Genomic DNA, 18,520 nt, shown 5'->3' on the forward strand with positions numbered 1-18,520 from the left:
CCGTGCAGTGTTTTTCAGGCAAACGACGATTATCACGGGTTAAGACAATGGTTTCAGAGCGGTGTATCATATTCCCGTAAAGAGAGGGCATTGCGACGCCGGACATTTACCGCTACCTTAACCACACTCTATTAATGCCCTGAGGCGGAGCTTCGCCCCTTTGAAATACCTTGCTTCCGTTCATTCAACGCTAAAAGTCTCACGCTATCTGTTCAGGGCGTTGGCGCTCCTGATCTGGGGGCTAATCGCATTTGCCTCCGTTTTCTACATCGTGAATGCGCTGCACCAGAGAGAGTCCGAGATTCACCAGGAGCTTAACCTCAGTTCCGATCAGGCCCAACGTTACATTCAGCGCACCTCTGATGTGATTAAAGAGCTGAAATATATCGCGGAGAATCGCTTAACGGCGGAAAACGGCGTGATGTCGTTGCGCGCGCGAGATGATAAAACTGCCGTGCCAAACTTCGAGCCGCTGTTTGCCGACTCCGACTGCTCGGTGATGGGCAACGCCTGGCGAGGTTCGCTGGAATCGCTGGCGTGGTTTATGCGCTACTGGCGGGATAACTTTTCCGCGGCCTATGATTTGAATCGTGTGTTCCTGATCGGCAGCGACAACCTTTGCATGGCCAATTTCGGTCTGCGTGATATGCCTGTCGAACGTGACGGGGCGTTGAAGGCGCTGCATGAGCGCATTATTAAGTATCGCAATGCACCGCAGGACGAAAACGGTAATAACCTGTTCTGGATTAGCCAGGGGCCGCGGCCGGGGATAGGCTATTTCTATGCGCTGACGCCGGTTTATCTCGCTAATCGCCTGCAGGCGCTGTTGGGTGTGGAACAGCCTATCCGCATGGAGAACTTTTTCACGCCGGGCAGTTTGCCGATGGGAGTGACCATCCTTGATGAAAATGGTCATGCGCTGATTTCGCTCACCGGCCCCGAGGGGAATATTAAGGCTGAACCTCGCTGGATGCAGGAGCGCTCCTGGTTTGGCTATACGTCGGGTTTTCACGAACTGGTGCTGAAGAAAAACCTGCCCCCGTCATCGCTAAGCATTGTTTATTCAGTACCGGTCGACCTGGTGCTGGAGCGGATCCGCATGATGATCCTGAATGCTATTCTGCTGAATGTGCTGGTTGGCGCGGCGTTATTTATGCTCACGCGCATGTATGAGCGGCGCATTTTTATTCCTGCGGAAAGCGATGCCCAGCGCCTGGAAGAGCACGAGCAGTTTAACCGTAAAATCGTGGCTTCCGCGCCGGTTGGGATTTGTATTCTGCGTACGATAGATGGCATTAACATCCTGAGTAATGAGCTGGCGCACACCTATCTCAATATGCTGACGCATGAAGACCGGCAACGGTTAACGCAAATTATCTGCGGCCAGCAGGTCAATTTTGTTGATGTGCTGACCAGCAACAATACCAATCTGCAAATCAGCTTTGTGCACTCGCGCTATCGTAATGAAAACGTGGCAATTTGCGTGCTGGTTGACATCAGCGCGCGCGTTAAAATGGAAGAGTCGTTGCAGGAGATGGCGCAGGCGGCGGAGCAGGCGAGCCAGTCCAAATCGATGTTCCTTGCGACGGTAAGCCACGAGCTGCGTACGCCGCTGTATGGCATTATCGGTAACCTTGATTTGTTGCAAACCAAAGAGTTACCCGACGGAGTGGATCGCCTGGTGACGGCGATGAACAACTCTTCCAGCCTGCTGTTGAAGATTATCAGCGATATTCTCGATTTCTCGAAAATTGAATCTGAACAGCTGAAGATTGAACCGCGCGAGTTTTCACCGCGTGAAGTAATGAATCATATTACGGCTAACTATTTGCCGCTGGTGGTTCGCAAACAGCTGGGGTTGTACTGCTTTATCGACCCGAATGTACCGGTGGCGCTCAATGGTGATCCGATGCGTTTGCAGCAGGTGATTTCCAATCTGCTGAGTAATGCTATCAAGTTTACCGATACCGGCTGCATTGTGCTGCACGTGCAGTGTAACGAAGACTATCTCAGTATTCGCGTGCGTGATACCGGGGTTGGGATCCCAGCCAAAGAGGTCGTCCGCTTGTTTGATCCTTTCTTCCAGGTGGGAACCGGCGTACAGCGTAATTTCCAGGGTACCGGGCTTGGTTTGGCTATCTGTGAAAAACTGATCAGCATGATGGATGGGGATATTTCCGTCGATTCTGAACCGGGAATGGGTAGCCAGTTTATGCTGCGTATTCCGCTTTATGGCGCGCAGTACCCGCTGAAAAAAGGTATCGAAGGGCTTGTCGGTAAACGTGGCTGGCTGGCGGTGCGTAACGCGTCGCTGTACCAGTTTATTGAATCCAGTCTGGCGCGTAACGGGATGACGGTGCAGTGCTATGAGGGACAGCAACCGGATGCGGATGACCTGCTGATTGCCGACGATGTGCTGGACCAGGCGTGGCAGGGACGCGCCGCGGTTATTTTCTGCCGTCGTCATATCGGTATTCCGCTGGAAAGGGTGCTCGGGGAGTGGGTGCACAGCGTGGCATCGCCTCACGAACTGCCCGCGCTGTTGGCGCATATCTACAGCCTTGAGCTGAGCAGTGAAGAGCTTTCAACGGCGTTGCCAGCCCCGGATAAAGTTGCTGCAACTAACGATGACATGATGATTCTGGTGGTCGACGATCATCCTATCAACAGGCGTTTACTGGCCGATCAGTTGGGATCGTTGGGGTATCAGTGTAAAACCGCGAATGACGGCGTGGACGCACTCAATGTACTGAGTAAAAACCATATCGACATCGTGCTGAGCGACGTTAACATGCCGAACATGGATGGTTATCGTCTGACCCAGCGTATTCGCCAGTTAGGATTAACCCTGCCGGTTGTCGGCGTGACGGCCAACGCGCTGGCTGAAGAGAAGCAGCGTTGTCTGGAGTCAGGTATGGATAGCTGTCTGTCTAAGCCGGTGACGTTAGATGTATTGAAGCAAACGCTGACGGTCTATGCGGAAAGAGTGAGAAAGGCGCGGGAATAAAAGAGGCCGGATGGGGCGTTTGCCTTATCCGGCCTACGTAACACGCACAACATCGTGTCATTCGTAGGCCTGATAAACGCCGTGCCATCAGGCACGTCGATGTTAAAAGAATTACTCTTTGTCTGAAGGACTCAGCGTGACGGAAGAAAGGTAATTCAACAGGGCGATATCGTTTTCCACACCGAGTTTCATCATTGCCGACTTTTTCTGGCTGCTGATGGTTTTAATACTGCGGTTGAGTTTTTTCGCGATTTCAGTAACCAGGAAACCTTCGGCAAACAGGCGCAGAACTTCGCTCTCTTTCGGTGACAGACGTTTGTCGCCGTAACCGCTGGCGCTGATTTTTTCCAGCAGACGAGAAACGCTTTCCGGGGTGAATTTCTTACCCTTCTGCAGCGCGGCAAGCGCTTTCGGCAGATCTGTTGGCGCGCCTTGCTTCAGGACAATTCCTTCAATATCGAGATCCAGTACCGCGCTCAGGATTGCCGGGTTGTTGTTCATGGTGAGAACAATAATCGACAGGCTCGGGAAATGGCGCTTGATATACTTAATTAACGTGATCCCGTCACCGTATTTATCTCCCGGCATGGAGAGGTCGGTAATCAACACATGAGCATCTAACTTAGGCAAATTGTTGATCAGTGCAGTGGAGTCTTCAAATTCGCCGACAACGTTTACCCACTCGATTTGCTCAAGTGATTTACGAATACCGAACAGTACAATCGGGTGGTCATCGGCAATAATTACGTTCATAGTGTTCATGTATTGGGCTACCTTGCTACAGCAAGCTCTTGACGTAATCGTCAATGTCGCTGATGTATTTTTCTATACCTGGAGCATCTTTCTCTTGAATAAGATGTTCCAGCGCTTCACATAACTGCTTGCCGGGTACCAGATTAAGCATGGCAAACACGCCTTTCAGGCGATGGGCCGTTTGGGCTAACGCAGCGAAATCGCTGGTTGCTGCCTCAGTATACAACCTCTTAACATCATCCGGTACTGTGTCTACAAAGAGTGCATAGTAACCACTGGCATGAAGTTCGGCGTTTTCATCTCCGCCGAGGGGGAGTTCCTGGATCTCTTCTTGTGCCAGTTGCTCTTCTATCAGCTCGAGGACAGCTTCCTGCATAGCATTGCTCATATTAAAGTTGACGCGCAGCTGACCAGGGCCAATTTTCCGCACGCCAGACTCATCATCGCTTAAAAGAAGGCCTGAGGCAGTAAGATTAGACGGATTATCTGTTAAAAAGAGATCATATTCTTGACTATTCAACCGCTCATCAGGCGTGATGCAGGTTGCTCCCCAGTTCTCCAGTTGGCGTAATACGATGCTGCGTACGTCATTAGAGGTGACATCAACCATTATGCAGACGTCATCTAACAAACGCTCTTCACTTTCAGCATGTTGATCGTGCAGCGGCATTTTAACATGGACTATATAACGTGTTCCAAGTTCTTCCCGCGCTTTAATGTTCAGGTGTCCACCTAGCTTGCGGGCGAGCTGATCGCATAACCAGAACGTCAGCGGGTTGGCCTTGCTATACCGATCGCCCTGGGTGTCATTGATGAACGGGAAGTGCAGGTTATCAACTTCATTCAACGTGACACCTTGCCCGGTATCCAGAATGCGGAAGGTCAGGCGTTCAGTCTCCGACTCATCCTGGTCGACTTCCAGCGTGATTTTGCCAATTTGCGTGGTGGTTACCGCATATTGGATCAGCAACAGCAAAATACGGCGCAGGGCATCGCGGTCGCCGCGGCGTTCATCATGGGCGCTAAGGTGATTTTTAATCAGTAGCTGCAGCCCTTTACGTTTAATGGCTGGCAGAACCTCCGGAACCACGTCATCAATTAACGACTGCACGGAAAACAGCGTCGATTCACTTTTCCAGGCGTCGCTTTCCAGCAGGTTGGCCAACTGGATTTCATCTACCATACGCACCAGAACGTCTGCCTGATTGGCCAGTTTCTGGCTGTCCGGGCTATTCAGTGCGGCAGCATTAGCGGCAAGTGTTTTCGCCGGGTCTTTCAGTGCGCTGCCGATATTCTGCATAAAGGCCGCCCGGGCCTGCTGGTTTTTCTCATACAGTCGCTGCGCTTGCTTCAGCTTCTTATTAACCAGCACTTCGCGGTCCTGGTCACGAATAATAAATATCTGCGTTCTCGATGAGATCTGGCTGCGGAACAGCCGGATCTCATACAGCTCATTATTGATGGTGGCCTGAATCACCCCCTGATGCTGCTCCGCCATACTGGTAATGTTTTGCAAATTTAAATGCGGTAGCAGGTGGTCGGCAATTTTATTGCTGATAACCGTGCGGTTTGCTTCTTGATCGTGCACCAGCAAGCCCAGAGGCAGCAGGGACACAATCTCTTCATTGATGGCGCGCAGAACACGCAGTTCATTATTTGCCGCAAGGTTTGGTGCCACTTCGGTGGAACGGGCAGGGAGGTGGCGAAAGGTGGTATAGCCAAACAGCGCCAGGGCCAACAAAGCAATGTTGAGTAACAGCGGCAGCAGAATGCTTTGTAAGGTGTCGAGCAGCAATGAGCCAAACGGAACCTGCCACACCAGCCGCATATCCGTTGAGTTTAGCGCCGAAGAGATCTCAATTTTACTGTTGTTGAAATTAATGCTGACGCTGTCAGGCGACTCTTTTTCATTCAGATGCTCGGTTGTTGACGTGGCATCTGGAACCAGATGGAAGCTGTCCAGCGGCATGCCGGGTGGGATCAAGTCATTAATCGGCAGGTCAAAGGCGACAACCGTTGCCAGATGTCCAGGCTGATTAAAGGTCGTGCGTAGCGTGAAGTAATGCCCGTTCTGCCACGCCAGACGGCGCAGTGAAGAGAAGCTTTCACGTTCATCCAGCGCATTGGCCTGTTGTAACATTTCCGCGCGCCGTGAATCGACAATATTACCAATCGTCGACTCTTTAAAACCGGAAGTCAGATCTTTTAGCGGCAACGTTGAGATAAGGATCAGGCTATTGTCCTGACCATTCAGGTAATACATAGACCACGGAACATTTTCCGCGCCCCACAGCGTATCAAGATAGGTTGAGATGCGTTGGGTCATCTCCAGCGTAGAACTGTCATGGGAACCGAAAATCAGCGCCTCGGTCTTTCTGCGCGGTTTCTCAAGATAATAGACGTCTTGTTTCAGACGCGTTTCCTGCAGTCCTTCTGCACCAGGTGAACTGGCCGTGGCGGCAATATTGTCATAGATTTGCCAGGTCACGTATCGCCAGGTATCGACCCTTTTATGAATGGCATGGGTGATATCGACAATCTGATAGCTCTTATCCTTTAACCAGGTGTTGACGGCGCTCTGGACCATAACGCCCATCATCACCAACAGCACAACGATCAGTAATAAGAAGAAACGGGTAATACTTCCCGGTAGCAGGGAGAATCGGGTAGAAGCCGTTGTGTCAGACTGACTCATTCGTGTTTATGACCTGTTAAACGACGCGAAAGATGATGGGGCAGTATAAAGGGTAATATATGAATTGCCACACTTACACCACGCCGGATGGCCCGCATTTTTTACGCTCCATTCTGTTGCAGCTATGACAATGCAAAGGTGTACAGTGGATAAAGGCGGGTACAAATATTTGTACGGAATGTATACATTTAGCATTAAATAACAAGAAATTATTAATCAGATTTATATCTGAATACGACGCAATGAGATAGTTAATAGTTGTTATAGTTTTGCATCGGTAGCACAGAACGGTAAGTTTTGTGTAAAGAAGGGTAAAAAAAAACCGAACGCGAAGCATTCGGTTGAAATAGGGGTAAACAGACATTCATGAATGAATGACGGTAATAAATAAAGTTAATGATGATAGCGGGTCTATTTTAGTTGCGAGTGAAGATTTTGTTTTGTCATTCAGTGCTATAACTATTTTCAAGGTAACCTATTGATTTTAAATTTAATTAAAATAGTTCTTGATTATTTGTGCTTATTTTGCCTGTTTTTTGATTTTAAAAAAGTTCCCTCGTATTAATATTTTGAAACACCTATGCCGATAAATGAAACACCTTAAAAGTTTTAGTATCATATTCGTGTTGGATTATTCTGTGTTTTTGCGGAGAATGAAGTTGCCGACTGGTTAATGACCTTAATCAGTATGCAGTGGCATAAAAAAGCAATAAAGGCATATAACAGAGGGTTAATAACATGAAAGTTAAAGTACTGTCCCTCCTGGTACCAGCACTGCTGGTAGCAGGCGCAGCAAATGCGGCTGAAATTTATAACAAAGACGGCAACAAATTAGACCTGTACGGTAAAGTAGACGGTCTGCACTATTTCTCTGATGACTCCACTAAAGATGGCGATCAGACCTATATGCGTATCGGCTTCAAAGGCGAAACCCAGGTTAACGACCAACTGACCGGTTACGGCCAGTGGGAATACCAGATTCAGGGTAACTCCTCTGAAAACGAAAACAACTCCTGGACCCGTGTGGCGTTTGCTGGTCTGAAATTCGCTGACGTAGGATCTTTCGACTACGGTCGTAACTATGGCGTAGTTTACGACGTAACGTCCTGGACCGACGTTCTGCCGGAATTCGGCGGCGACACCTACGGTTCTGACAACTTCATGCAGCAGCGTGGTAACGGCTTCGCGACCTATCGTAACACCGACTTCTTCGGTCTGGTTGATGGCCTGAACTTTGCCCTGCAGTACCAGGGTAAAAACGGTAGCCCGGAAGGCGAAGGTATGACTGGTGTGACCGGCAACGGTCGTGATGCGCTGAGTCAGAACGGCGACGGCGTTGGCGGATCTATCACTTATGATATCGGTGAAGGCTTCGCGCTGGGTACTGCAGTCACCAGCTCCAAACGTACTGACGAGCAGAACCGTCTGAACTTCGGTACCGGTGACCGTGCTGAAACCTACACTGGCGGTCTGAAATACGACGCGAATAACGTTTACCTGGCAGCACAGTACACCCAGACCTACAACGCAACGCGTGCGGGCAACCTGGGCTGGGCTAACAAAGCACAGAACTTTGAAGCTGTTGCGCAGTACCAGTTCGACTTCGGTCTGCGTCCGTCCGTGGCTTACCTGCAGTCCAAAGGTAAAGACCTGAACAATGGTTACGGCGACCAGGATATCCTGAAATATGTTGATGTTGGCGCGACCTACTACTTCAACAAAAACATGTCTACCTATGTTGATTACAAAATCAACCTGCTGGATGACAACCAGTTCACCCGTGATGCTCGCATCTCTACCGATGATATCGTAGCGCTGGGTCTGGTTTACCAGTTCTAATCTGCGCTCATGTCGTTAAAAGGCCCTGCGGGGCCTTTTTTAATGCCGTTTTTTCGTCGTACAAACAACGATTTTTGGTGTACTCTTGCGCCCGTTCGCATGAGGATAATTACGTATGGAAGTGAATTTCTATCGCGCAGCACTACTGGCTGTGACGATCTTTTTTGTCGGGTGCGATGAAGCCCCGAAACCTGCCCAGATCACACAACCTGCCACCGTTCTGGAAGGTAAAACCATGGGCACTTTCTGGCGGGTCAGTGCGGTGGGCGTAGATGCCAAACGCGCCGGGGAACTGCAGGCGAAGATCCAGGCTCAGCTGGATGCCGACGATCAGCTTCTCTCTACCTATAAAAATGATTCTGCGTTAATGCGCTTCAACCTGTCGAAAAGCCTGTCGCCATGGCCGGTTAATGATGCTATGGCCGATATCGTGACTTCGGCGCTACGCATTGGCGCAAAAACCGGTGGGGCCATGGATATTACCGTGGGTCCGTTGGTCAATCTGTGGGGCTTTGGCCCGGATCAGCAACCGGTGCATATTCCTACGCAGGCGCAAATTGATGCCGCAAAAGCGCAAACCGGGCTTTCACATCTGAAGGTTGTTAATGAGGCGCATCGGAACTACCTGCAAAAAGATTTGCCCGAGCTGTACGTGGATCTCTCGACCGTTGGCGAAGGTTATGCCGCCGATCATCTGGCACGATTAATGGAGCAGGAAGGGATCGCCCGTTATCTGGTATCCGTTGGTGGAGCATTGAACAGCCGCGGTATGAATGCAGACGGGCTTTCGTGGCGAGTCGCGATTCAGAAACCGACCGATCGCGAAAACGCGGTGCAGGCGATTGTCGACATTAACGGGCATGGCATTAGCACCTCCGGCAGCTACCGTAACTATTATGAGCTGGACGGTAAGCGCCTTTCCCATGTTATTGATCCGCAAACCGGTCGTCCGATTGAACACAACCTGGTATCTGTAACGGTAATCGCACCAACGGCGCTGGAGGCTGACGGTTGGGATACCGGATTGATGGTTCTCGGCCCGGAAAAGGCCAAAGAGGTGGTGCGTCGTGAAGGACTCGCGGTCTATATGATTATAAAAGAGGGCGAGGGGTTTAAAACCTGGATGTCGCCGCAGTTTAAAAGCTTCCTGCTCAGCGAAAAAAATTAAAAAGCAAGATTGCGGGTTTTTGTATCCGGCTATGGGGACACACTGAGGCTAAGCGCTATGCTTAACAAAGGAGTCCATAATGAAAAATCGTATACGCATAACTGATGATGACCGCTGGCAGTCCGTTGTGGATCGTGACGCCGACGCTGACGGTCAGTTTGTTTTCGCCGTCCAGACTACCGGCATTTTCTGCCGTCCGTCCTGTCGGGCGAAACATGCGCTGCGCAAAAATGTGAGTTTCTTTGCCGATGCCCGGCAGGCGCTGGCCGCCGGTTTTCGTCCCTGTAAACGTTGTCAGCCGGATAAAGACAGCGCCCACCAGCATCGGCTGGAGAAAATAGCCCACGCCTGCCAGTTACTGGAGCAGGAATCTCCCCTCACGCTGGACGAGCTGGCGCAGCAGGTGGCGATGAGCCCGTATCACTTACATCGCCTGTTCAAAGCCACAACGGGCATGACCCCCAAAGCGTGGCAGCAGTCCTGGCGCGCCCGCCGTCTGCGCGATGCCCTCGCGAAAGGCGTTCCGGTAACGCAGGCAATTCTCAACGCCGGATTTCCCGACAGCAGCAGCTACTACCGAAAAGCGGATCAGACGTTAGGCATGACCGCAAAGCAATTTCGTAAAGGTGGTGACAACGTTTCTGTACGCTATACCCTGGCAGATTGCTCTCTGGGTCGCTGTCTGGTGGCGGAAAGCGAACGCGGTATCTGCGCGATCTTACTTGGTGATAATGACGCTACGTTGGTTGCGGATCTGCATGAGCTGTTTCCCGCCGCTCAGGATGTGCCAGCAGATGCCGATTTTCAGCAGCGCGTGCGCGAAGTGATCGCCGCAATCAATGTACGTGACGCGCCGTTATCGCTGCCGCTGGATATCCGCGGAACCGCATTTCAGCAGCAGGTGTGGCAGGCGTTGCGCGCAATTCCGTGCGGCGAAACGATGAGCTACCAGCAACTGGCCAGCGCCATCGGCAAACCGAAGGCGGTGCGTGCGGTGGCCAGTGCCTGTGGGGCGAATAAACTGGCAATCGTCATCCCGTGTCACCGGGTGATCCGCGGCGATGGCGCGCTTTCGGGCTACCGGTGGGGCATTGCGCGCAAAGCACAGTTACTGCAACGTGAAACGACTGGCGAGGAAACATAATGCTCGATCTCTTTGCGGATGCGAAACCCTGGCAGGAGCCGCTGGCGTCAGGCGCGGTTATTCTGCGACGCTTCGCTTTTGACTGCGCACCGTCTCTGCTGCAGGCGATAGCGGCTATCGCCAGACAGTCGCCGTTTCGCCAGATGGTGACGCCCGGCGGCTACACGATGTCGGTGGCAATGACCAACTGCGGTCGTCTGGGCTGGACGACCGATCAACATGGTTACCTTTATTCTCCTTTTGATCCGCTAACCGGCGCGCACTGGCCGCCGCTGCCGGATGCATTCGCTGACCTGTGCCAACAGGCAGCGACGGCGGCGGGCTATGCTGATTTTCAACCCGATGCCTGTCTGATTAACCGCTACACGCCAGGGGCAAAACTGTCCTTACATCAGGATAAAGACGAACCCGACCTGCGGGCGCCGATTGTCTCGGTGTCGCTAGGATTGCCGGCCATCTTTCAATTTGGCGGCTTGCGCCGTAATGACCCCTTAAAGCGTTTGCTGCTGGAACATGGCGATGTGGTGGTGTGGGGCGGTACTTCGCGGCTGTTTTATCATGGGATCCAGCCGCTTAAGACGGGGTATCATCCGTTGACCGGAGACTGTCGCTACAATCTGACGTTTCGTCAGGCGGGTAAAAAAGAATAAAAATAAGAATTATTATTGATGTCAGCGAAGAGATGTTTAAACTGCGGGCTGTTATTACTTGTCCGGGTTGTTCGCATGGAACTTTTACTTCTTGTCTGGCGGCAGTATCGCTGGCCATTTATCAGCGTCATGGCGCTCAGCCTCGCCAGCGCCGCGTTGGGGATTGGGCTGATTGCGTTTATCAACCAGCGTCTGATTGAAACGGTCGACACCACGCTGATGGTGCTGCCGGAGTTTCTTGGCCTGTTGCTGCTATTGATGGTTGTCACTCTCGGCTCTCAGCTGGCGTTGACCACGCTCGGCCACCACTTTGTCTACCGTCTGCGTAGCGAATTTATCAAACGTATTCTGGATACCCACGTCGAGCGTATTGAACAGCTTGGCAGCGCCTCATTGCTGGCCGGTTTAACCAGCGACATTCGCAACATCACCATCGCCTTTGTTCGTCTGCCTGAGCTGGTGCAGGGGATTATCCTGACCATCGGATCGGCGGCGTATCTGGCGATGCTGTCGACCAAAATGCTGCTGGTGACGGCAATCTGGATGGCAATCACCATCTGGGGGGGATTTGTGCTGGTGGCGCGGGTGTATAAGCACATGGCTACCCTGCGCGAAACCGAAGACAAGTTGTACAACGATTATCAGACAGTGCTGGAAGGGCGCAAAGAGCTGACGCTCAACCGCGAGCGCGCCGAGCATATCTTTAATCAGATGTACGTCCCGGATGCCAAAGAGTACCGTCACCATATTATTCGCGCCGATACCTTCCACCTGAGCGCGGTCAACTGGTCAAACATTATGATGCTGGGCGCCATTGGCCTGGTGTTCTGGATGGCCAATAGTCTGGGCTGGGCGGATACCGCCGTGGCGGCGACTTACTCACTGACGCTGTTATTCCTGCGTACGCCGCTGCTCTCTGCCGTTGGAGCGCTACCGACCCTGCTCACTGCGCAGGTGGCTTTCAACAAGCTGAATAAATTCGCACTGGCACCTTTTAAGGCCGAATTCCCGCGCCCAACCGCTTTTCCAAACTGGCAAACGCTGGAACTGCGTAACGTGGTTTTCCACTATCAGGATAATGCCTTTTCCGTAGGGCCGGTCAATCTGACGATTCATCGCGGTGAACTGATTTTCCTGATTGGCGGCAACGGCAGCGGGAAATCTACGCTGGCGATGTTACTGACCGGGCTATACCAGCCGCAGTCAGGTGAAATTTTGCTTGATGGTAAGGCCGTGGCTGTTGAAAAGCCGGAAGATTATCGCAAGCTGTTCTCCGCCGTGTTTACCGACGTCTGGCTATTCGACAAACTGCTGGGGCCGGAAGGTAAAGAAGCCAATCCGCAGCTGGTAGCGAAGTGGCTGGAACATCTAAAGATGGGTCACAAGCTGGAGATGAACGATGGTCGCATCCTCAATCTGAAGCTGTCGAAAGGGCAGAAGAAACGCGTGGCGCTGCTGCTGGCTTTGGCGGAGGAGCGCGACATCATTCTGCTGGATGAATGGGCTGCCGATCAGGATCCCCATTTCCGTCGTGAGTTCTATCAGGTCCTGTTACCGCTGATGCAAGAAATGGGTAAAACTATCTTCGCCATTAGCCATGACGATCACTATTTTATTCACGCCGATCGTCTGCTGGAAATGCGTAACGGACAGTTGAGTGAACTGCTGGGCGATGAGCGTGATGCCGCCTCGCGTGACGCGGTGGCTCGCACCGCATGATCCCACATGCCGCCGGTTTTTTATCCACCCGGCGGCACTGTTTATTGTTATTTACATAAATCGGCATCATGATTAATGATATTTCATATCATGGATTTATGATTAATGCCTGTAACAAACAAAAACAGCGCCAGACTGCGTGATGAAGAGCGTGCGCGTCTTATCTGGCTGCTGACCACTGATAAAGCCGTTGTTTCAACGCTATTGGGCAAACTTACCCTGGCTGAGCAATATGACGTCGGCACGTTAGCCGACGATATTGCTGAGGTAGGGGCGCTGGTCGCCCACCTGCCGCCGCCCGATCTGGCGGATACCCTCGAAGCATTACCTTCTGAAGAGCGTCACGCCCTGTGGCGGCTGGTCGAAAGTGAAAAGCGCGGTAACGTCCTGCTTGAGGCGTCAGAAAACGTCTGGGACGACCTGATCGATGAGATGAGCGACCGTGAGCTGCTGGATGCGTTGCAATACCTTGATATCGACGAACAGATTTATCTGGTTCAGCACCTCCCTCGTAACCTCACGGGTCGACTGCTGGCGACGTTACCGGCCGAGGAGCGGGCGCGCGTCCGCCAGGTGCTGCACTACGAGAAGAATCGCGTCGGTGCGATTATGGAGTTCGAAGTTATCACCGTGCGTCCGGACGTGACGCTGGAAGTGGTGCAACGCTACCTGCGGCGGCTGGGAAAAATGCCGGAGAACACCGATAAACTCTTCGTGACCGACCGCAATAAAGTGCTGGTCGGGGAACTGACGCTCACCTGTATTCTGCTCAATGACGTGCAGCGAAAAGTCAGCGAGGTGATGGAAGATGATCCGCTCACCTTTTCTCCGGAAGATATCGCCGAACACGCCGCGCGAACCTTTGAACGTGACGACCTGGTCAGTGCCGCGGTCGTTGACTCTTCAGGTAAACTGATGGGCCGTTTAACCATCGATGAGATCGTCGATGTGGTCTATGAAGAAACCGATACCGATCTGCGTCGAATGGGCGGCTTAAGCGCCGGAGAGGATGTGTTTGCCCCTGTCACGAAAGCGGTAAAAACCCGCTGGGCGTGGTTGGCCGTTAACCTTTGTACCGCCTTTATCGCTTCGCGAGTGATCGACGGCTTTGAACATACAATTTCGCAACTGGTCGCGCTGGCCTCGCTGATGCCGATTGTGGCGGGGATCGGCGGCAACACCGGGAATCAAACCATCACCATGATTGTTCGCGCGCTGGCGCTACAAAATATTCAGCCGGGAAACCTGACGTTTTTGATCCTGCGCGAAATGGGCGTGGCGTTGATTAATGGCCTCGTGTGGGGCGGAATTATGGGCGGCATTACCTGGTGGCTGTACGATGACATGGCGCTCGGCGGCGTGATGACCCTGGCGATGATGCTCAATTTGCTGATGGCGGCGTTGATGGGCGTTATTATTCCGATGACGATGGTGAAGCTCGGGCGCGACCCGGCGGTCGGCTCGAGCGTCATGATTACGGCAATCACCGATACCGGTGGTTTCTTTATTTTTCTCGGTCTGGCAACGCTGTTTCTGATGTAGCCGCACGTTTGCCTCTGACGATACGCGGCAGAATGAGCATCGTCATCACCCCGGCAACCACGCCAAGCGCCAGGTTGCCGGTTGACACCGTTGCCGCGACGGTCATTAGCATCACCAGCGTTTCAGTAACGGGGAGTTGCCGCAGCGTAGCGGGCTGGATGCTGTGCCAACTGAAGGTTTTCACCGCTACAATCACCATAATTCCCGCCAGCACCGACATGGGGATTTTCGCCATTACTTCGCTTAACCCAGTGACCAGCAACAACAGCACCAGCCCGGCGGCGACCGTCGAGATGCGGCTGTGTCCTTTGCCCATCTCGACGTTAACGATGGTTTGACCAATCATCGCACACCCGGCGATGCCGCCATAAAAACCGGCCAGAATATTGGCTATCCCCAACCCGGCGCTCTCGCGATTCTTATTCGACGGCGTAACAGTCAGGTCATCCACCAGACGGGCGGTTAACAGCGACTCCATTAATCCGACAAAGGCGATGCTCAGCGCGCAGGGCCAGATAATCGCCAGCGTTTGCAGGTTGAGCGGTACCAATAACTGCGTGAATCCCGGCAGGCCGCCGCGCATTGAACCTTCGTCACCGACGGTCGGTAATAGTTGTCCGCAGGTGACAGTGAACACCGTCAGCAGCACGATGGCGATAAGCGGCGCGGGGATCGCTTTAATAAACCGCGGAACCCACAGCACAATCAGCAGGGTCAGGACAAACAGCCCCCAGATTAGCGGGCTTTTACCCCAGAAATGCGGGACCTGGGCAAAGAAAATCAAAATACCCAGCGCGTTCACAAAACCGGTCATGACGGCTGTAGGAATGAATCGCATCAGACGCGCCATCCCCAATACGGCAAACATGATCTGAATAATCCCGGCCAGCACCACCGCAGGCAGGATGTACTGGACGCCGTGTTGATGCACCATCGGGCCAATCACCAGCGCGACCGATCCTGCCGCTGCGGTAACCATTGCCGGACGGCCACCTAAAAATGACATTGCCAGGCACAGTACGACTGAGGCTATCAGGCTGACATTAGGATCGACGCCGGCGATAACGGAAAAAGAGATCACTTCCGGGATCAGCGCCAGGGCGGTTACCACACCGGCCAGCGTTTCGCGAACCAGTAAACGGGGTTGGCGCAGCACTGCGCGCGTCGCGTGCTCCGCTACTGCGACAGAGGAGGGTTGAGTTGCAGACATCGTTACTCTTAGGTCAAAAATGGCCCGGTAAAGCAGACCGACAGGCATCCGTGCGGTGAATAGCAAAGCGCAGCATAGTACCTGTCTGACGGACCGGTTTCCAGAAATGATTGTCAATAACCGTATAAACTATCAACGTATTAATAACATTTTTAAAAATTAAATATAATTTATAAACAATATTTAAATATTTTTACTTAAGTGTTAACGTTGATACCGCTCGATTTTCACCTGCATTAAAAGCAAAAAAGCGATACTAAAAGTAAGGCATTAACATTATGAAAAAAGTGACTGCCATGCTCTTCACCATGGCCGTTGGGCTGAATGTTGTCTCGATGGCGGCAAAAGCGAAAGCGGCGGAAGAGCAGGAAACGGATGTACTGTTGATTGGCGGCGGCATCATGAGCGCCACGCTGGGAACCTATTTACAGGAGCTGGAACCGCAATGGTCAATGACCATGGTTGAGCGACTGGATGGTGTAGCGCAGGAAAGCTCAAACGGCTGGAATAACGCCGGAACAGGCCACTCCGCACTGATGGAGCTGAACTACACGCCTAAAAAGGCCGACGGTAGCATCAGCATTGAAAAGGCAGTCGAAATCAACGAAGCCTTCCAGATCTCCCGCCAGTTTTGGGCCTATCAGGTCAATAATGGCGTAATGCATGAACCACGCTCATTTATCACCACCGTTCCGCACATGAGTTTTGTCTGGGGTGACGAGAACGTGAACTTCCTGCGTGCCCGTTACACCGCACTGCAGCAGAGCACGTTATTCCGTGGCATGCGTTATTCCGAAGATCACGCGCAGATTAAAGAGTGGGCGCCGCTGGTCATGGAAGGCCGCGATCCGAAGCAGAAAGTCGCGGCAACGCGTACCGAGATTGGTACTGACGTAAACTACGGCGAAATCACGCGCCAGCTGATTGCCTCGTTGCAGAAAAAGCCCAACTTTGCGCTGCAGCTGAGTACCGAAGTGCGTGGCTTTAAACGCAATGCCGACAATAGCTGGACCGTCACGGTCGCCGATCTGAAAAATAACGAAGCGGAACATGATATTAAGGCGAAGTTTGTCTTTATCGGTGCCGGTGGCGCTGCGCTGAAGCTGTTGCAGGAAACCGACATTCCGGAAGCGAAAGGTTATGCCGGATTCCCGGTTGGCGGGCAGTTCCTGGTTGCGGATAATCCGGACGTGGTGAATCGCCACCTGGCGAAAGTGTACGGCCAGGCCTCCGTTGGCGCGCCGCCGATGTCCGTGCCGCACATCGATACCCGTATCCTTGATGGCAAGCGCGTCGTGCTGTTTGGGCCATTCGCGACATTCTCCACCAAGTTCCTGAAAAACGGTTCATTGTGGGATCTGCTCAGCTCGACCACCACCTCGAACTTTATGCCGATGGTCAACGTGGGTCTGGATAACTTCGATCTGGTGAAATATCTGGTAAGCCAGGTGATGCTCAGCGATGACGACCGTTTTGCCGCGCTGCAAGAGTACTATCCGCAGGCGAAAAAAGAAGACTGGCGTTTATGGCAGGCGGGCCAGCGTGTGCAGATCATTAAAAGTGATGCGGAGAAGGGCGGTGTGCTGCGTCTGGGTACCGAAGTCGTCAGCGATAAAGAGGGCACCATTGCCGCGCTGCTGGGCGCTTCTCCGGGGGCATCAACCGCGGCGCCGATAATGCTGCATCTGATGGAAAAAGTGTTTAAAGATAAAGTGGCCAGCCCTGAGTGGCAGGCGAAACTGAAAACCATTATTCCGTCTTATGGTACCAAGCTGAACGGTAACGTTGAGGCTACGGAACAAGAGCTGCAATACACCAGTGATGTTCTGGGGCTGAAATATGACAAGCCGCAGGCTGCTGATGAAGCGCCGAAACCTCAGCTGAAACCTCAGGCGCAACCGCAGCCTGAGCAGAAAGCTGTAGCGGATATCGCACTGTAAATAAAATGCCGGATAAGGCGGTACGCCGCCCTCCGGCACATTCTTACTTATCGCGCGACTGCGTCCTGAATCTTCTCTTCCGCTTTCCAGATACGGTATTTCACTTCCACGTTCTCCGGCGTGTAGACCACAATCGGTAACTTGCTGTTGTAGCGCAGCATGCCGTCATCACCCAGATACGCGGTAATAAATTTCTTCTCTTTCTTACCGTCCGGGCAGGCCATCATGGTTGAAACCGGAGACGTCACTTTGTCGAAGACATAGTAGTCATATCCCCAACCTTCCAGCGTTTTGCTGTCCAGTTCTCCGCCCAGGCGGTGTTGGTTGCAGTCAACTTCCAGCGTTTGTCCGATTAGCAGTTCTACTTTCAGAGTAGATTCATCTTTCTCTGGAGTAAGCTGGATAACCTGGCGCTTCATACCCTTTTCCGCCTTAGGATAAGGGGCGACTTTTTCCAGCGGCTGAGCGCCGGCATCGTTACTGGCAGCCCATGCAGAGGCGCTGGCAAAGGCGGCGAAAAGTACGGCAGGGACAATTGTTTTCATCTTATTGTTCACAGTGTTTCCTTTCTTCTGTCTTATGAACGAGTCTGGGGCAGGTTAACATATTTACATAATCGATTAATCTGGATTTACTTATATTTTAAGTGTATTTGGTAGAAGTCTGCTTTCAGACTAGCGATATATTCTAAGAATAATCTTAATTATAAAATCATTCTCTTTTTGAGTGGTTCGTTATATACAGTGTTATATAACTCATTGAAATGTGAGCAAAAGCGCATTTTTTCCCGCCAACTCAACACTCCTTTGATCCGGCAACAGCATTTACCCCGATTGGGGTATGCACCTCTAAC

11 protein-coding genes and 1 pseudogene are annotated in these 18,520 nt (G+C 52.2%); 8 read left to right on the top strand and 4 right to left on the bottom strand.

Features of this window, described 5'->3' with window-relative positions; all coding sequences use genetic code 11:
* Positions 1 to 160: 160 nt before the first annotated feature.
* Positions 161 to 3,007 carry a two-component system sensor histidine kinase RcsC gene (rcsC, locus tag HVZ52_RS07425; protein WP_181599064.1) on the top strand — a complete coding sequence of 949 codons (2,847 nt, stop codon included), beginning with the start codon at positions 161 to 163 and terminating at the stop codon, positions 3,005 to 3,007.
* A 111-nt stretch (positions 3,008 to 3,118) separates the two neighbouring features.
* Here the strand turns inward: rcsC and rcsB are convergent, their stop codons facing one another.
* On the bottom strand, positions 3,119 to 3,769 hold the full coding sequence (gene rcsB, locus HVZ52_RS07430) for a response regulator transcription factor RcsB (RefSeq protein WP_003027592.1): 651 nt from the start codon (positions 3,767 to 3,769) through the stop codon (positions 3,119 to 3,121).
* Positions 3,770 to 3,785: 16 nt separating this feature from the next.
* Positions 3,786 to 6,455 carry a phosphotransferase RcsD gene (rcsD, locus tag HVZ52_RS07435; protein WP_016157016.1) on the bottom strand — a complete coding sequence of 890 codons (2,670 nt, stop codon included), beginning with the start codon at positions 6,453 to 6,455 and terminating at the stop codon, positions 3,786 to 3,788.
* Positions 6,456 to 7,193: 738 nt separating this feature from the next.
* Between rcsD and HVZ52_RS07440 the strand changes: the two genes are divergently transcribed.
* From HVZ52_RS07440 to mgtE, 6 genes and pseudogenes are all read left to right on the top strand, one after another.
* Positions 7,194 to 8,294, top strand: a complete 1,101-nt coding sequence (locus tag HVZ52_RS07440) for a porin OmpC (protein WP_016153787.1) — start codon at positions 7,194 to 7,196, stop codon at positions 8,292 to 8,294.
* A gap of 115 nt (positions 8,295 to 8,409) precedes the next feature.
* Entirely contained in the window at positions 8,410 to 9,462 is a 1,053-nt protein-coding gene (gene apbE, locus HVZ52_RS07445) for an FAD:protein FMN transferase ApbE (protein ID WP_181599065.1), read from the top strand.
* Between the two features lie 79 nt (positions 9,463 to 9,541).
* Positions 9,542 to 10,606: a bifunctional DNA-binding transcriptional regulator/O6-methylguanine-DNA methyltransferase Ada gene (ada, locus tag HVZ52_RS07450; RefSeq protein ID WP_181599066.1), complete on the top strand. Its 1,065-nt coding sequence runs from the start codon at positions 9,542 to 9,544 to the stop codon at positions 10,604 to 10,606.
* Positions 10,606 to 11,275, top strand: a pseudogene (gene alkB / locus HVZ52_RS07455) (DNA oxidative demethylase AlkB). Before ada ends, alkB begins: the two are co-directional and overlap by 1 nt.
* A gap of 56 nt (positions 11,276 to 11,331) precedes the next feature.
* Positions 11,332 to 12,975 carry a multidrug ABC transporter permease/ATP-binding protein gene (locus HVZ52_RS07460; RefSeq protein ID WP_016157011.1) on the top strand — a complete coding sequence of 548 codons (1,644 nt, stop codon included), beginning with the start codon at positions 11,332 to 11,334 and terminating at the stop codon, positions 12,973 to 12,975.
* Positions 12,976 to 13,080: 105 nt separating this feature from the next.
* Positions 13,081 to 14,517 (top strand): magnesium transporter, encoded by a 1,437-nt coding sequence (gene mgtE / locus HVZ52_RS07465; protein WP_016153782.1) that lies wholly within the window; start codon positions 13,081 to 13,083, stop codon positions 14,515 to 14,517.
* Here mgtE and HVZ52_RS07470 read toward each other — a convergent pair.
* A complete protein-coding gene (locus tag HVZ52_RS07470; protein ID WP_181599067.1) occupies positions 14,480 to 15,727 on the bottom strand; it encodes a SulP family inorganic anion transporter in 1,248 nt (415 codons plus the stop codon). The two genes, mgtE and HVZ52_RS07470, sit on opposite strands and share 38 nt — an antisense overlap.
* A gap of 278 nt (positions 15,728 to 16,005) precedes the next feature.
* On the opposite strand from HVZ52_RS07470, the gene mqo reads away from it, so the two are divergent.
* Positions 16,006 to 17,667: a malate dehydrogenase (quinone) gene (gene mqo, locus HVZ52_RS07475; protein WP_016153779.1), complete on the top strand. Its 1,662-nt coding sequence runs from the start codon at positions 16,006 to 16,008 to the stop codon at positions 17,665 to 17,667.
* 47 nt (positions 17,668 to 17,714) lie between these two features.
* On the opposite strand, the gene eco is transcribed toward mqo, so the two are convergent.
* Entirely contained in the window at positions 17,715 to 18,212 is a 498-nt protein-coding gene (gene eco / locus HVZ52_RS07480; RefSeq protein WP_029139607.1) for a serine protease inhibitor ecotin, read from the bottom strand.
* Positions 18,213 to 18,520: the final 308 nt, after the last annotated feature.

Origin of the sequence: Citrobacter sp. RHB36-C18 (assembly GCF_013814485.1) — a bacterium.
In the GTDB taxonomy this organism is placed as follows: domain Bacteria; phylum Pseudomonadota; class Gammaproteobacteria; order Enterobacterales; family Enterobacteriaceae; genus Citrobacter; species Citrobacter braakii.

What these genes read in the sequence shown, in the direction of transcription:
- HVZ52_RS07460 (WP_016157011.1), top strand. Translation starts at nt 11,332, where the DNA reads ATGGAACTTTTACTTCTTGTCTGGCGGCAGTATCGCTGGCCATTTATC.
- HVZ52_RS07440 (WP_016153787.1), top strand. Translation starts at nt 7,194, where the DNA reads ATGAAAGTTAAAGTACTGTCCCTCCTGGTACCAGCACTGCTGGTAGCA.
- HVZ52_RS07470 (WP_181599067.1), bottom strand. Translation starts at nt 15,727, where the DNA reads ATGTCTGCAACTCAACCCTCCTCTGTCGCAGTAGCGGAGCACGCGACG.
- apbE (WP_181599065.1), top strand. Translation starts at nt 8,410, where the DNA reads ATGGAAGTGAATTTCTATCGCGCAGCACTACTGGCTGTGACGATCTTT.
- ada (WP_181599066.1), top strand. Translation starts at nt 9,542, where the DNA reads ATGAAAAATCGTATACGCATAACTGATGATGACCGCTGGCAGTCCGTT.
- rcsD (WP_016157016.1), bottom strand. Translation starts at nt 6,455, where the DNA reads ATGAGTCAGTCTGACACAACGGCTTCTACCCGATTCTCCCTGCTACCG.
- eco (WP_029139607.1), bottom strand. Translation starts at nt 18,212, where the DNA reads ATGAAAACAATTGTCCCTGCCGTACTTTTCGCCGCCTTTGCCAGCGCC.
- mqo (WP_016153779.1), top strand. Translation starts at nt 16,006, where the DNA reads ATGAAAAAAGTGACTGCCATGCTCTTCACCATGGCCGTTGGGCTGAAT.
- rcsB (WP_003027592.1), bottom strand. Translation starts at nt 3,769, where the DNA reads ATGAACACTATGAACGTAATTATTGCCGATGACCACCCGATTGTACTG.
- mgtE (WP_016153782.1), top strand. Translation starts at nt 13,081, where the DNA reads ATGCCTGTAACAAACAAAAACAGCGCCAGACTGCGTGATGAAGAGCGT.